This window comes from Pseudomonas sp. 22072, assembly GCF_052046095.1.
Taxonomy (GTDB): domain Bacteria; phylum Pseudomonadota; class Gammaproteobacteria; order Pseudomonadales; family Pseudomonadaceae; genus Aquipseudomonas; species Aquipseudomonas paracarnis.
In genome coordinates this window covers 42,018-54,310 of sequence record NZ_JBQEQE010000024.1, presented here as the reverse complement: position 1 = coordinate 54,310, position 12,293 = coordinate 42,018, and the positions used below count along the sequence as shown (strand labels likewise).

Sequence of the window (12,293 nt, the reverse complement as noted above, 5' to 3'; positions counted from 1 at the left end):
TTTAACGCGGCGCTCTCAGGTTCTTCGCGAGCAAGCTCGCTCCTACAGTGGTTTGTGTCGCCCACAATGCGAGAACCCCATGCCCCAACCGCGTCCCTACAAAGTTGCACTCAACGGCTACGGCCGCATTGGTCGTTGCGTCTTGCGTGCTCTGTTCGAGCGAGGGGCGGCGGCCGGGTTTGAAATTGTCGCGATCAATGATTTGGCCGACATGGCCAGCATCGAATACCTGACACGCTTTGACTCCACCCACGGCCGCTTCCCTGGCGAAGTGCGGGTTGAAGGCGATTGTCTGCATATCAATGGCAACTGCGTGCAAGTGTTGCGCAGTGCCACCCCCGAAGGCATCGACTGGAAAGCACTGGGCGTCGACCTGGTGCTGGAATGCTCCGGTGTCTATCACACCCGTGCCGATGGCCAGCGTTTTCTCGACGCCGGCGCACCGCGTGTGCTGTTTTCCCAGCCGATGGCCAGCGAGGCGGATGTCGACGCCACCATCGTCTACGGCATCAACCAGGATTGCCTGACCGGCGATGAGCTGCTGGTGTCCAACGCGTCGTGTACCACCAACTGCAGCGTGCCGTTGTTACGCCTGCTGGACCAGGCGATCGGCCTGGATTACGTGTCGATCACCACGATTCACTCGGCGATGAACGACCAGCCGGTCATCGACGCCTATCACCACGAAGACCTGCGCCGCACGCGTTCGGCGTTTCAGTCAGTGATTCCGGTGTCCACCGGCCTGGCGCGCGGCATCGAGCGACTGCTGCCGGAACTTGCCGGGCGAATCCAGGCCAAAGCCGTACGGGTGCCGACGGTGAATGTGTCTTGCCTGGATATCACCATGCAAACCGTCAGTGACACTGACGCGGCCGAGGTCAACCGAATCCTGCGCGACGCCGCCACCAGCGGCCCGCTCAAAGGTCTGTTGGCCTACACCGAGTTGCCCCACGCCAGTTGCGATTTCAACCATGACCCGCATTCGGCGATTGTCGATGCCAGCCAGACCCGCGTTTCCGGCCCCAGGCTGGTGAACATCCTGGCCTGGTTCGACAACGAATGGGGCTTTGCCAACCGCATGCTGGATGTTGCCGAACACTATCTGCACATCGCTTCTAAACAACCTCAACAGTAATTCAGGAACTGCGACCCATGACCGTGTTGAAGATGACCGACCTCGATCTGCAAGGTAAGCGCGTACTGATCCGCGAAGACCTCAACGTCCCCGTCAAGGACGGTGTTGTCACCAGCGATGCGCGAATCCTGGCCTCGCTGCCGACCATCAAGCTGGCCCTGGAAAAAGGCGCGGCCGTGATGGTCTGCTCCCACCTGGGTCGCCCGACCGAAGGTGAGTTCTCCGCCGAAAACAGCCTCAAGCCGGTCGCCGAGTACCTGAGCAAGGCCCTGGGCCGTGACGTGCCATTGGTCGCAGACTACCTGGGCGGCGTGGACGTGAAAGCCGGCGATATCGTGTTGTTCGAAAACGTGCGCTTCAACAAGGGCGAGAAAAAGAACAGCGACGAACTGGCCCAGCAATACGCCGCCCTGTGCGACGTGTTTGTGATGGACGCGTTCGGCACCGCCCACCGCGCCGAAGGTTCGACCCACGGCGTGGCCAAGTTCGCCAAGGTCGCCGCGGCGGGCCCGTTGTTGGCTGCCGAGCTGGATGCGCTGGGCAAGGCCCTGGGCGCTCCGGCCCAGCCCATGGCCGCTATCGTGGCCGGCTCCAAAGTGTCCACCAAGCTGGACGTGCTCAACAGCCTGAGCCAGATCTGCAACCAACTGATCGTCGGCGGCGGCATTGCCAATACCTTCCTGGCCGCTGCCGGCCACCCGGTGGGCAAGTCCCTGTACGAGCCAGACCTGCTCGACACCGCCCGCGCCATCGCCGCCAAGGTCAGCGTGCCGTTGCCGGTGGACGTGGTGGTTGCCAAGGAATTCGCGGAAAGCGCCGCGGCGACCGTCAAGCTTATCGCTGACGTGGCCGACGACGACATGATCCTGGACATCGGCCCGCAAACGGCAGCCAACTTCGCCGAGCTGCTCAAGGCATCCCAGACTATCCTGTGGAATGGCCCGGTGGGCGTATTCGAGTTCGACCAATTCGGCAACGGCACCAAAGTGCTGGCTAAAGCGATCGCTGAAAGCTCGGCGTTCTCCATCGCTGGCGGTGGCGATACCCTGGCGGCTATCGATAAATATGGTGTGGCTGATCAGATCTCCTACATTTCTACCGGTGGCGGCGCTTTCCTCGAGTTCGTCGAGGGCAAGGTGTTGCCAGCCGTGGAAGTGCTGGAAACCCGAGCCAAAGGTTAAGGCTCGCGTGATCAGGAAAAGGAGCGTTCCCATGATCAAGTCGTTGGCACTGGTGATCGCAGCGGGCCTGTTGGCCGGCTGCGGCAGCACACCCAGCGCGGCGCCGGAGGCGGATAACGCCAAGGCACCGTTGAGAAAAAGCTGTTACCAGGCTGACTGGCAAGCCGAGACCATGCCGGTGATCAACAAGCGCATCGGCAACGAACGGCTGGAGAAATACGACTCCGCGCCCAACGGTCAGGAACAGGGTTGCCCATGACGGGTCTGATCCACTAACCGATAGCAACGGTGGCCCCAGGTCGCCCTGCGAGGATTGGCAATGAAAGGCGTTTTCGCCCTGGCAGCCCTGGCCCTGTTGGCCGGCTGCAGCAGCATGAACCTGTTCGACAAGGCAGAGCCAGCCGACAAATGGACCACCTGGACCTGCGACAGCAAAGCCGAGGTCAACTGGCGCTTTGCCAACCAGGCCCGCTCCGAAGTGGATGTACGCCTCGGCGGTTCGGACCAGGTTTACCGTCTCAAGCAAGAGGTAGCCGCTTCGGGCGTGCTGTACAGCGACGGCCAGTTGGCGTTTCACACCAAAGGTGAGGAAGGCCTGGTTTACTGGGTAGCGACGGATGATTTGATTGGGCGCGGCTGCAAAGCCAACTGAACCCAACAGCAATAACGATTCAGCAGCACAAGGCTCAACCCCTTGATCTGCAATAACTTGAATAGCAGCCGCCGCTACGGCAGGCTTGCACGATTAACGACCCTCGACCGGGAGAGACAACACAATGGCACTTATCAGCATGCGTCAAATGCTGGACCACGCAGCCGAGTTCGGCTACGGCGTCCCAGCCTTTAACGTCAACAACCTTGAGCAGATGCGCGCCATCATGGAAGCCGCTGACAAGACCGACTCCCCAGTGATCGTCCAGGCTTCGGCCGGTGCGCGCAAATACGCTGGCGCCCCGTTCCTGCGTCACCTGATCCTCGCCGCCATCGAAGAATTCCCGCACATCCCGGTGTGCATGCACCAGGACCACGGCACCAGCCCTGACGTGTGCCAGCGCTCGATCCAACTGGGCTTCAGCTCGGTGATGATGGACGGTTCCCTCGGCGAAGACGGCAAGACCCCAACCGACTACGAGTACAACGTACGCGTCACCCAACAAACCGTGGCCATGGCGCACGCCTGCGGCGTTTCGGTTGAAGGCGAGCTGGGCTGCCTGGGTTCGCTTGAAACTGGCATGGCCGGCGAAGAAGACGGCATCGGCGCCGAAGGCGTGCTGGACCATAGCCAGATGCTGACCGACCCGGAAGAAGCCGCCGATTTCGTCAAGAAGACCCAGGTCGACGCCCTGGCCATCGCCATCGGCACCAGCCACGGCGCCTACAAGTTCACCAAGCCACCTACCGGCGACGTGTTGGCCATCGACCGCATCAAGGAAATCCACAAGCGCATCCCCAACACCCACCTGGTGATGCACGGTTCTTCCTCGGTACCGCAAGAGTGGCTGGCGATCATCAACCAGTACGGCGGCGACATCAAAGAAACCTACGGCGTACCGGTTGAAGAAATTGTCGAAGGCATCAAGTACGGCGTGCGCAAGGTCAACATCGACACCGACCTGCGCCTGGCATCCACCGGTGCGATGCGTCGCCTGATGGCCACCAACCCGAGCGAGTTCGACCCACGTAAATTCTTCGGCGCCACTGTGACGGCGATGCGTGATGTGTGTATTGCGCGTTATGAAGCCTTTGGTACTGCGGGTAATGCTTCGAAGATCAAGCCGATCTCGTTGGAAGCGATGTACCAGCGGTATTTGAAAGGTGAGTTGAACGCTAAGGTGAACTAAGCCTCAAGTGTTAATAAAAGCCCGCAGCGATGCGGGCTTTTTTATGGACACCATTTAATCAACTTGCAGATGAAGCGCCGAAACCACGGCGTTCTTTGGCTTGTCGCAACGGTGCTGTAGCACCCACACCGGACCTTTAGCCGACGCACGGTCAATGTGGGAGCCGGGCTTGCCCGCGATGGCAGTGTGTCAGGCGCCGAGGATATTGGNCGCCGCCATCGCGGGCAAGCCCGGCTCCCACAGGGTGCAACGGTGTGTTTAAGACTTTGGGTTTATCTGGGAAAAATCCTGTGTCTCACGGGACGATTCACTCGTGATCAATATCCAATTTCGCAAACGTCACCCGCGCACCCTCATTGGTGTCGCCCGTATTGTCCTGCACATACACCCCCGCCTTGAAGTACAACGGCTTGTCGCCCCATGCCGCGCCAATCCGTTCATTCCACTCACTGTCAGCGGCATACACGCTCAGCAGCCCGGCTTTGTTGAGGTTGATCACGTAGGTGAAGCTCTTCTGCAGTGGCACATTGGAGGCGACGATGATCACCTGGCTTTCGGCCTCGTCCGGGCGCATGCGCACTTTGGCGACGATGTTGCCGGTCTGGGTTTTCTCCTTGAATTGGTACTCCAGCTTGATCAGCGGTTTCTGGCTGTCGTAGGCATGGATCTGGCCGATCACGATCTTGCCGGAGGAGGGCACCTGGTTGACGGTGAGGGTGGCGCGCAGGAAGTTGTCGGCCTCGGGGTAGGTCCAGTTACGCAGGCGGCCGTCGGCGTAGGTTTCGCGCAGTTCGCTGCGTGGGTAGATGGCGTTTTCGGTGCGCGAGCCCGTCACAGGTGTCCAGAACTGCACGTCGCTGCCTTCGGCCTGGAAGTATTGATCGTTGAAGCCGCTCAGCAGCCTTGGCGTTTCAATGGTCGTGGGTGGGGAGCCGACCGGAATGCTCAGGTTCCAGGTGGAAAGGTCGATCATGGTGTTGGCCTTTTTACAGAGGGTGTAGGCATTGGCCCAAAGGGCCTTCCAGGTTCTTTATAGGCCGTGCTGGTGAGATTGTTAAACAATTGCTGGCAATTTATTGGCGTCAGCTAAATGTCAAAAAGCCATGTCGCCCGTGAACCGCGGGCTACAGGGCCTTACCGTTAGTCGGCTTCCTGGCCTTTGGCACAATGAGGGCACCCACGTCACTTCTGCTTTTTTGGCCGCGCGGCTAGAGTGAGCCCTCAGTGTTTATCCGGCCTTGGTAGCAAAAGTGACCGGTGCAGCTCCCTAAGGAAGAGACGTAGCATGGATGGCGCTCCACAACACGACGATGCAATTTCGGTTCTGTTGGTGGTCGATGACTACCCGGAAAACCTCGTCAGCATGCGTGCGCTGTTGCAGCGTGACGACTGGCGGGTGATAACCGCCGCGTCTGGCCTGGAAGCCTTGGAGTTACTGCTGGCCCACGAGGTCGACCTGGTGCTGCTGGACGTGCGCATGCCGGGCATGGACGGTTTCGAGGTGGCGCGCCTGATGCGTGGCAGCCAGCGTACGCGCATGACGCCGATTATCTTTCTGACGGCCACCGCCCATTCGCCCGACGCGGTGCTGGAAGGCTACGCCAGTGGTGCGATCGACTACCTGTTCAAGCCCTTTGACCCGCACATCCTCAAGCCCAAGGTGCAGGCCTTGCTCGAGCACCAGCGCAATCGCCGTGCCTTGCAGCGCCTGAGCCATGACCTGGAATTGGCCCGCGCTTTTAATGCCTCGGTGCTGGATAACGCCGCCGAGGGCATTCTGGTGGTGAGCGAAAACAGTGTGATCGAGTATGCCAACCCGGCCATTTCCCGGCTGTTGAATGCAACGATGGCTGAGTTGCAGGGCGAAAGTTTCCTCAGTTTCCTGCAAAAGCCCCATGTGCCAGCCTGGTTGGGCTTTCCCATGTACGAGGCATATCGCCGGGGCGAGACGTGGCGCCAACACGATGCCATTTTGCGCACCGGTCGGGGCCAGCAAGTGCCGGTAGCGTTGTCCTGCGCGCCTTTGCCTGCGGAGCAGAAGGCAATGGTGGTGACGGTGCTGGACATGTCTGAAGTGCGTCACCTGCATCAGCAACTGGAATTCCAGGCCGTGACCGACCCGCTGACCGGGCTGCTGAACCGGCGCGGTTTCCATCAGGCGATGGAGAATACGTTGCTGCGCAGCGAACGTAGCGAGCAGGCGCTGGTATTGCTGTACCTGGACCTGGATGGCTTCAAGCGGGTCAACGATACGTTGGGCCATGACGCCGGGGATCGCGTGCTGCGTTGGGTTTCGGAGCAGATGCAAGCATGCCTGCGTTCCTACGACATTCTCGGGCGCATGGGTGGGGATGAATTCACCGCGTTGCTGGAGCTGGAGTTTCCCGAGCAGGCCGCGAAGATCGCGGAAAAGCTCATCGAGCGGGTATCGGTGTGCCAGCAGGTCGATGGTCTGGAGGTGATGCTTGGGGTCAGTATTGGCATCGCGACGTTCCCGGATTGCGGCTCGGACTTGAGCGGCCTGCTACGGGCCGCGGACATTGCCATGTACGAAGCCAAGCGCGCCGGCCGTCAGCAGTATCGTTACTACGACCAGGAAATGAACGGCCGCGCCCGCTCGCGGTTGATGCTGGAAGACAGTGTACGTACCGCCATCGCCAACAAGGATTTCACCTTGGTGTACCAGCCTCAGGTCTGTCTGGAAGACGGGCGTTTGCGCGGCGTCGAAGCGCTGTTGCGCTGGCAGCATCCCAGCGTCGGCGATGTGCCGCCGGGCCTGTTCTTGCCACTGCTGGAAGAGGCGCGGTTGATCAACCAGTTGAGTGCCTGGATCTACCAGCAAGTCGCAGCCCAGCGCCAGGCCTGGCAAGCCACCTTCGACCCCGAACTGGTGTTGAGCGTGAGCCTGAGCAGCAGCCAGTTCAACATGCCCAACCTGGCCAACCAACTGCAGCAGATGCTGGAGCGACATGGGTTACAGGCGCGACAACTGGAGGTGGAAATCGGCGAAGACTGCTTGATGAGCAATCTCGCCGAGTCCACCAAGCAACTCCAGTTACTGCGCCGGATAGGGGTGCGGATTGCCCTGGACGATTTTGGCTGCGGCCAGTGCTCCCTGGCCCATTTGCGCGACTTGGCGTTCGACACCCTCAAGCTCGACCCTCAACTGGTGGCGCGCCTGCCTGGCTCGGTGCGGGATGCGGCGATGGCGCGCAGCATCATCCAACTGTGTGAGCATTTTGGTGTGCTGGTGATCGCCGAAGGCGTGGAGACCCTTGAGCAAACCCAGTGGCTCAAGGCCAATGGCTGCGCCCATATCCAGGGGCCGTGGGCTGCGCTGCCGTTGATGGCCGAGGACGTTGCCGGCTGGTCGTACCCTCGCGCGCTTTGAATTCGCTACACTGGCGCCCGTCCCAATTGCGTTGCAGAGCCCATGACCGCGTTGAAATACCTCCAGGCATACCCCGCCGCGCTCCAGGAGCAAGTGCGCCAGCTGATCGCCAAGGACCAGTTAGGGGCTTACCTGGACCAGCGTTACCCCGAACGCCATGCGGTGCAGAGCGACAAGGCCCTGTACGCCTATGCCCTGGCCTTGAAGCAGGAGCACCTGCGTAACGCGCCGTCTATCGACAAAGTGCTGTTCGACAACCGCCTGGACCTGACCCATCGTGCCTTGGGTTTGCACACCACGATTTCCCGGGTGCAGGGCGGTAATCTCAAATCCAAGAAAGAAATCCGCATCGCTTCGCTGTTCAAGGAGGCGGCCCCGGAGTTTCTGCGCATGATCGTGGTGCACGAGCTGGCGCACTTCAAGGAATCGGACCACAACAAGGCGTTCTATAAACTCTGCCAATACATGATGCCGGGCTACCATCAGGTGGAATTCGACCTGCGTGTGTACCTCACCTGGCGCGATTTGCAGGGCAAGCCCTAACCCCAAGGCGACTGACCATGGATGTGAGCAAGACCAAAAGCAGCTTCTACCGCCGCCTGTACGTGGCGTACTTGATCGACAGCCAACTGGCCAGCAGCGTCCCGGCGCTGACCGAGGCCACCGGCATGCCTCGGCGTACCGCCCAGGACACCATTGCGGCGTTGGCCGACCTGGATATTGTGTGTGAGTTCGAGCAGGAGGACGGTGCGCGTCACCATGCCGGGCGCTATCGGATTCGGGACTGGGGGGCGATTGATCGGGGGTGGATCGAGGCTAATCTGGCGTCGATCAAGCAGGTGTTGGGCTATCCCTGAAGGTCGGCTTTGGCAGGACTGAGGCTATCGCGGGCAAGCCCGGGCTCCCACAGTCCAATGTGGGAGCTGGCTTGTCTGCGATGGCACCCTCAGATGCGCCGCATACCAATATGTGGAATATCATCTTCCAGGTATTCCTCACCCGCCACCACAAACCCATACCGCCCGTAATACCCCTGCAAATGTGCCTGGGCCGAGAGAAAAATCGGCGTTTGCGGCCAGATATCCTCAATGCGCTCAAGCGCCTCCTCCATCATGTGATGCCCCAGCCCGGTGCCCCGTGCCGCTGGCGAAACGATGACGCGACCAATCACCACATCGCCGCCCTGGGACTCCGGGTCCAGCAGGCGCAGGTAAGCCAATAGCTCATTATCTTGCCAGGCCATCAGGTGATGGGTGTCACCCGCCAGGTCCTGCCCGTCGATGTCCTGATACGCGCATTTCTGCTCGACGACGAATACCTCGCTGCGCAAGCGCAGGACGGCATACAGCTGGTCCTTGCCCAAGTCGTCGTGATGTTTGCAAATCCAATCAACCGTCATGATGTGTGCTCTTGTAAAGACGTGCCTGGATAGTAAGCGCGGCGGGCGCTGCTGTCTAAAATTGGCAAATGTGTGAATGGCGTCAATTTGCCATCATTGAGTGCGTGCGCTGCTGGTTGCTTTGTGTAATCTGCAATGCAGGCTCATTGATGAGCTACTGTTATCAGGCCACCGCCTGCCCGCCAAGGACTTTGAGCATGCCGAGATTGACTCGTGCCGTTGCTTTGATCGCAGTGCTGCTGCTGGCCCAGCCGGTGCTGGCACAACGTCTGCGTCTGGTGGCGGATGGCTGGCCGCCCTTCACCGATGCCACCTTGATCAATGGCGGTTTGGCCACGGATATCGTCAGCACGGCCCTGGCCCGTGCGGGGTACGCCAGTGACTTTGAGCAGGTGCCCTGGGCCCGTGCGCTCAAGGGCGTGGGCGATGGGCGCTACGATGTGCTGATCAACGCCTGGTACGACGAGGCCCGCACGCAGTTTGGCCAGTTTTCTGCTGAGTACCTGCTTAATCGTGTGCGCTTTCTCAAGCGCAGCGACGATGACATTGTTTATCACAGCCTGGCCCGACTGCACGATGAGACCATCGCCGTGGTACGCGGTTACGCTTACTCGGCGGCGTTCGATCAAGACTCCCAGCTACAGAAAGTACCCGTGCACAACTTCGCCATGGCGGTGCGCATGCTCGCTGCGCGGCGTGTGCGGTTGACGCTGGAGGACGAATACGTAGCGCGTTATTACCTGGCTCGGGAGTCGCCGCGGGTGCGCAATGCGGTGGCGTTTATGGGCAAGCCGTTGAGCGAGAACAGCCTGCACATTCTGGTCAGTTTGAAGAACCCCGAGCACGCGCAGATTGTCGCCAGCTTTGATCGGGAGATTGCCAGGATGAAGGCTGATGGCAGTTATGCGCGCTTGATGAAGGCGCATGGGATGTAGCGTGCTTGCGGGCCTCATCGCGGGCAAGCCGGGCTCCCACATTTTGCCCGCATTCTTATGTTGGAACTCGGTCAAATGTGGGAACTGGCTTGCCTGCGATAGCGGTCTAAGCCGCACCGGTATCCTTGATCAGATGCGCCGCCAACGTACGCAACGGCCCTAACTGCCGGCAGATCAACGCCAACTGCGTCTGCACCAACCGCTGCGCCTCATCGATCTCATCGGGCATTTGCTCCAGCTCGGCTGCCAACCCCTCCTCGGCATCACTCTGGATCGCAATCGACTGTTTGTTGGCCAGGCCCGTAGCAATCTCATCGATACTCGCCGCCAGTCTGTTGCCCGCGCCTTCGATCAAGTGCTCGCGCACGTCGGCCGGTAACTGAGTATCGCGGTGCGCACCCAACCCCGACAAATAGCTGAGCAAGGTGTGAGACAGCACCAGGAACCGAAAACCCACGTCGGCTTCCTTACGAAAATGCCCCGGCTCCATCAGCATATTGGCCAGGGTGGTGGACAACGCGGCGTCGGCGTTGTGCGCGTTGCGGCGGGCCAGGCGGTAAGCCAGGTCGTCGCTCTTGCCGGCGGCGTATTGCTGCATGATCTGGCGCAGGTAGATGCTGTTGCAGGTCAGGGTGTTGGCCAGCACTTTGTTCAAGCGCCGGCCTTGCCAGTCCGGCAGGAACAGGAATACCGCCAGGCCAGCGATCAGGCTGCCGAGCAAGGTATCGAACAGGCGTGGCAGGAACAGCCCGTAGCCATCACCCACCTGGTTGAAGCAGAACAGCACCATCAGCGTGATCGCCGCCGTCGCCAGGGTGTAGCGGGTGGTGCGGTTGATAAAGAACACCAGGCCCGCGGCGATAGCGAACATCGACTGCACCACCGGGTTGGGGAACAGATCGAACAGCGCCCAGGCCACGGTGAGGCCGATGGCGGTGCCGATAATCCGCTGGCCGAGCTTGCGCCGGGTAGCGCCGTAGCTCGGTTGGCAGACGAACAGGGTGGTGAGGATGATCCAGTAACCCTGGGACGCGTGGATAGCGTGCAGGGTGGCGTAGCCGACGGTCAACGCCAGGGACAGGCGCAGGGCATGGCGAAACAGCAGCGAGGTGGGTGTGAGTTGGGTGCGCAGGCGCGTCCACATTTCCTTGAGGTTGCGCGGGGCGCGGTCCAACAGGTTACTGTCGGTGGCGTCCGCCAGGGCATCGGGATTGCTGGCGTCGCCCAGCAGGCGGTCGAGTGTGGACAGGTTGGCCGCCAAGGCGCGCAATGAACGCAGCAGGCCGCGCCAGGCCGGGTTGCTCTGGATGCGCAGATGCTCCAGGGACGCGTTGAGGTCGCCCAGGGCCTGGGCAAAACTGTCGTCATAGATGAACGGTTGGCGCAGTTGGATCGACTCGGCCAGGGTCTGGCAGGCCTTGCCTTGCTGGCGCAGCAAGCGCTGGCAGCGAAACAGCACATCGCTATGGAAGAAGGCTTCAGTGAGGGCGTTGTAGGGGTAGTGGGAGGAACTGGCGCGCTCGTGGATGTCCTGGGCCAGGAAGTACAGTTTCAGGTAGCGGCTGACCTTCGAGCCCGGTCGCCCATTGCCGACGCGGTGCAGGATGATTTCCTTCGCGGCATTCAGCGCAGCCACTACCCGGCCATTTTGCTGGGCTAATTCCAGGCGCCGCGCTTCCACGTCCAGCTGCCGGATCGGTTCGAACAACGATGACTTGAGCTTGAGGTAGCGCCCCAGCTCGCGGAACAATCGCGCCAGGCTCTGCTGTACCGGCTGGTTGGAAAACAGCGCCTGCCACAGTACGGACAACACACCGTACCAGGCGGCACCGGCCACCAGCAGCAGCGGCTCATGCCAGAAATCCGTGACGGCGCCACCGCGCTGGTCCACGCCGATCATGGTGTATACCGACAGAATCAAGGTGGCCGAAGCAATCGCGCCATAGCGTTCGCCCAGTGCGCCGAGCATGGTCAGGCCGAAACTGGCCAGGGCCAGGGCGATGGCAAATATCCAGGGGTAAGGGAACAGCAGCTCCACCGACAGCGCGGCAATGCTGAAACACACCAGTGTCACCGCCAGCGCGTTGAGGCGGCCTTGCCAGCTGTCATCGGTCTCGGCCAGGGCGCTGGCGATAATCCCCAGGAAGAGCGGGATCAGCAGCGTCATTTCATCCTGGTACCAACACAACGCCATGCTGCCGGTGAGGGCGATGAACACCCGTACGCTGTAGCTGAATTTATCCAGCGCCCACAGGCGCCGCATGGACTGCTTGAACGAGGTCGATGACATGAAGTCTGGAGTCTTCCGGGACGTTGTCGCTAAATTGAGCCAGTAATGACGCCACGGCAAGCGTAGCGATCACATCGGACAGCAAAATTTTCAGTATCACTGCAAAACCAATGTGGGAGCG

The 12,293-nt window shown here is 60.7% G+C and carries 12 protein-coding genes; 9 read left to right on the top strand and 3 right to left on the bottom strand.

The features are described 5' to 3' along the window. Positions 1-79: 79 nt before the first annotated feature. From epd to fba, 5 genes are all read left to right on the top strand, one after another. Positions 80-1,135 carry an erythrose-4-phosphate dehydrogenase gene (epd, locus tag ACTJLA_RS21510; RefSeq protein WP_003194958.1) on the top strand — a complete coding sequence of 352 codons (1,056 nt, stop codon included), beginning with the start codon at positions 80-82 and terminating at the stop codon, positions 1,133-1,135. A gap of 17 nt (positions 1,136-1,152) precedes the next feature. Continuing rightward, entirely contained in the window at positions 1,153-2,316 is a 1,164-nt protein-coding gene (locus ACTJLA_RS21505; protein ID WP_003194956.1) for a phosphoglycerate kinase, read from the top strand. 31 nt (positions 2,317-2,347) lie between these two features. Continuing rightward, the gene (locus ACTJLA_RS21500; protein ID WP_003194953.1) at positions 2,348-2,575 is read left to right on the top strand and encodes a hypothetical protein; all 228 of its coding nucleotides are present in this window, start codon (positions 2,348-2,350) and stop codon (positions 2,573-2,575) included. A gap of 60 nt (positions 2,576-2,635) precedes the next feature. After that, entirely contained in the window at positions 2,636-2,968 is a 333-nt protein-coding gene (locus ACTJLA_RS21495; protein WP_054898180.1) for an MliC family protein, read from the top strand. A gap of 124 nt (positions 2,969-3,092) precedes the next feature. Next, entirely contained in the window at positions 3,093-4,157 is a 1,065-nt protein-coding gene (gene fba / locus ACTJLA_RS21490; RefSeq protein WP_003177554.1) for a class II fructose-bisphosphate aldolase, read from the top strand. Between the two features lie 307 nt (positions 4,158-4,464). Here the strand turns inward: fba and ACTJLA_RS21485 are convergent, their stop codons facing one another. Next, positions 4,465-5,130 carry a polysaccharide lyase family 7 protein gene (locus tag ACTJLA_RS21485; protein WP_003194947.1) on the bottom strand — a complete coding sequence of 222 codons (666 nt, stop codon included), beginning with the start codon at positions 5,128-5,130 and terminating at the stop codon, positions 4,465-4,467. A gap of 312 nt (positions 5,131-5,442) precedes the next feature. On the opposite strand from ACTJLA_RS21485, the gene ACTJLA_RS21480 reads away from it, so the two are divergent. Genes ACTJLA_RS21480 through ACTJLA_RS21470 form a run of 3 tightly spaced genes read left to right on the top strand, consistent with a single transcriptional unit; the run spans position 5,443 to position 8,405 of the window. After that, positions 5,443-7,548, top strand: a complete 2,106-nt coding sequence (locus ACTJLA_RS21480; RefSeq protein WP_197900345.1) for a putative bifunctional diguanylate cyclase/phosphodiesterase — start codon at positions 5,443-5,445, stop codon at positions 7,546-7,548. Between the two features lie 42 nt (positions 7,549-7,590). Next, on the top strand, positions 7,591-8,091 hold the full coding sequence (locus tag ACTJLA_RS21475; RefSeq protein ID WP_034128904.1) for a M48 metallopeptidase family protein: 501 nt from the start codon (positions 7,591-7,593) through the stop codon (positions 8,089-8,091). Between the two features lie 17 nt (positions 8,092-8,108). Then, complete coding sequence (locus tag ACTJLA_RS21470) at positions 8,109-8,405, top strand: winged helix-turn-helix domain-containing protein (protein WP_014720272.1); 297 nt, start codon at positions 8,109-8,111, stop codon at positions 8,403-8,405. A gap of 89 nt (positions 8,406-8,494) precedes the next feature. Here the strand turns inward: ACTJLA_RS21470 and ACTJLA_RS21465 are convergent, their stop codons facing one another. Then, positions 8,495-8,947, bottom strand: coding sequence for a GNAT family N-acetyltransferase (locus tag ACTJLA_RS21465; protein ID WP_054898182.1), 453 nt, complete (start codon positions 8,945-8,947; stop codon positions 8,495-8,497). Between the two features lie 197 nt (positions 8,948-9,144). Here ACTJLA_RS21465 and ACTJLA_RS21460 point away from each other — a divergent pair, with 197 nt between their 5' ends. Next, positions 9,145-9,882, top strand: coding sequence for a substrate-binding periplasmic protein (locus tag ACTJLA_RS21460; protein WP_314549024.1), 738 nt, complete (start codon positions 9,145-9,147; stop codon positions 9,880-9,882). A 106-nt stretch (positions 9,883-9,988) separates the two neighbouring features. On the opposite strand, the gene yccS is transcribed toward ACTJLA_RS21460, so the two are convergent. After that, the gene (yccS, locus tag ACTJLA_RS21455; protein ID WP_314549026.1) at positions 9,989-12,172 is read right to left on the bottom strand and encodes a YccS family putative transporter; all 2,184 of its coding nucleotides are present in this window, start codon (positions 12,170-12,172) and stop codon (positions 9,989-9,991) included. Positions 12,173-12,293 lie beyond the last annotated feature (121 nt).

What these genes read in the sequence shown, in the direction of transcription:
- epd (WP_003194958.1), top strand. Translation starts at nt 80, where the DNA reads ATGCCCCAACCGCGTCCCTACAAAGTTGCACTCAACGGCTACGGCCGC.
- ACTJLA_RS21505 (WP_003194956.1), top strand. Translation starts at nt 1,153, where the DNA reads ATGACCGTGTTGAAGATGACCGACCTCGATCTGCAAGGTAAGCGCGTA.
- ACTJLA_RS21500 (WP_003194953.1), top strand. Translation starts at nt 2,348, where the DNA reads ATGATCAAGTCGTTGGCACTGGTGATCGCAGCGGGCCTGTTGGCCGGC.
- ACTJLA_RS21495 (WP_054898180.1), top strand. Translation starts at nt 2,636, where the DNA reads ATGAAAGGCGTTTTCGCCCTGGCAGCCCTGGCCCTGTTGGCCGGCTGC.
- fba (WP_003177554.1), top strand. Translation starts at nt 3,093, where the DNA reads ATGGCACTTATCAGCATGCGTCAAATGCTGGACCACGCAGCCGAGTTC.
- ACTJLA_RS21485 (WP_003194947.1), bottom strand. Translation starts at nt 5,130, where the DNA reads ATGATCGACCTTTCCACCTGGAACCTGAGCATTCCGGTCGGCTCCCCA.
- ACTJLA_RS21480 (WP_197900345.1), top strand. Translation starts at nt 5,443, where the DNA reads ATGGATGGCGCTCCACAACACGACGATGCAATTTCGGTTCTGTTGGTG.
- ACTJLA_RS21475 (WP_034128904.1), top strand. Translation starts at nt 7,591, where the DNA reads ATGACCGCGTTGAAATACCTCCAGGCATACCCCGCCGCGCTCCAGGAG.
- ACTJLA_RS21470 (WP_014720272.1), top strand. Translation starts at nt 8,109, where the DNA reads ATGGATGTGAGCAAGACCAAAAGCAGCTTCTACCGCCGCCTGTACGTG.
- ACTJLA_RS21465 (WP_054898182.1), bottom strand. Translation starts at nt 8,947, where the DNA reads ATGACGGTTGATTGGATTTGCAAACATCACGACGACTTGGGCAAGGAC.
- ACTJLA_RS21460 (WP_314549024.1), top strand. Translation starts at nt 9,145, where the DNA reads ATGCCGAGATTGACTCGTGCCGTTGCTTTGATCGCAGTGCTGCTGCTG.
- yccS (WP_314549026.1), bottom strand. Translation starts at nt 12,172, where the DNA reads ATGTCATCGACCTCGTTCAAGCAGTCCATGCGGCGCCTGTGGGCGCTG.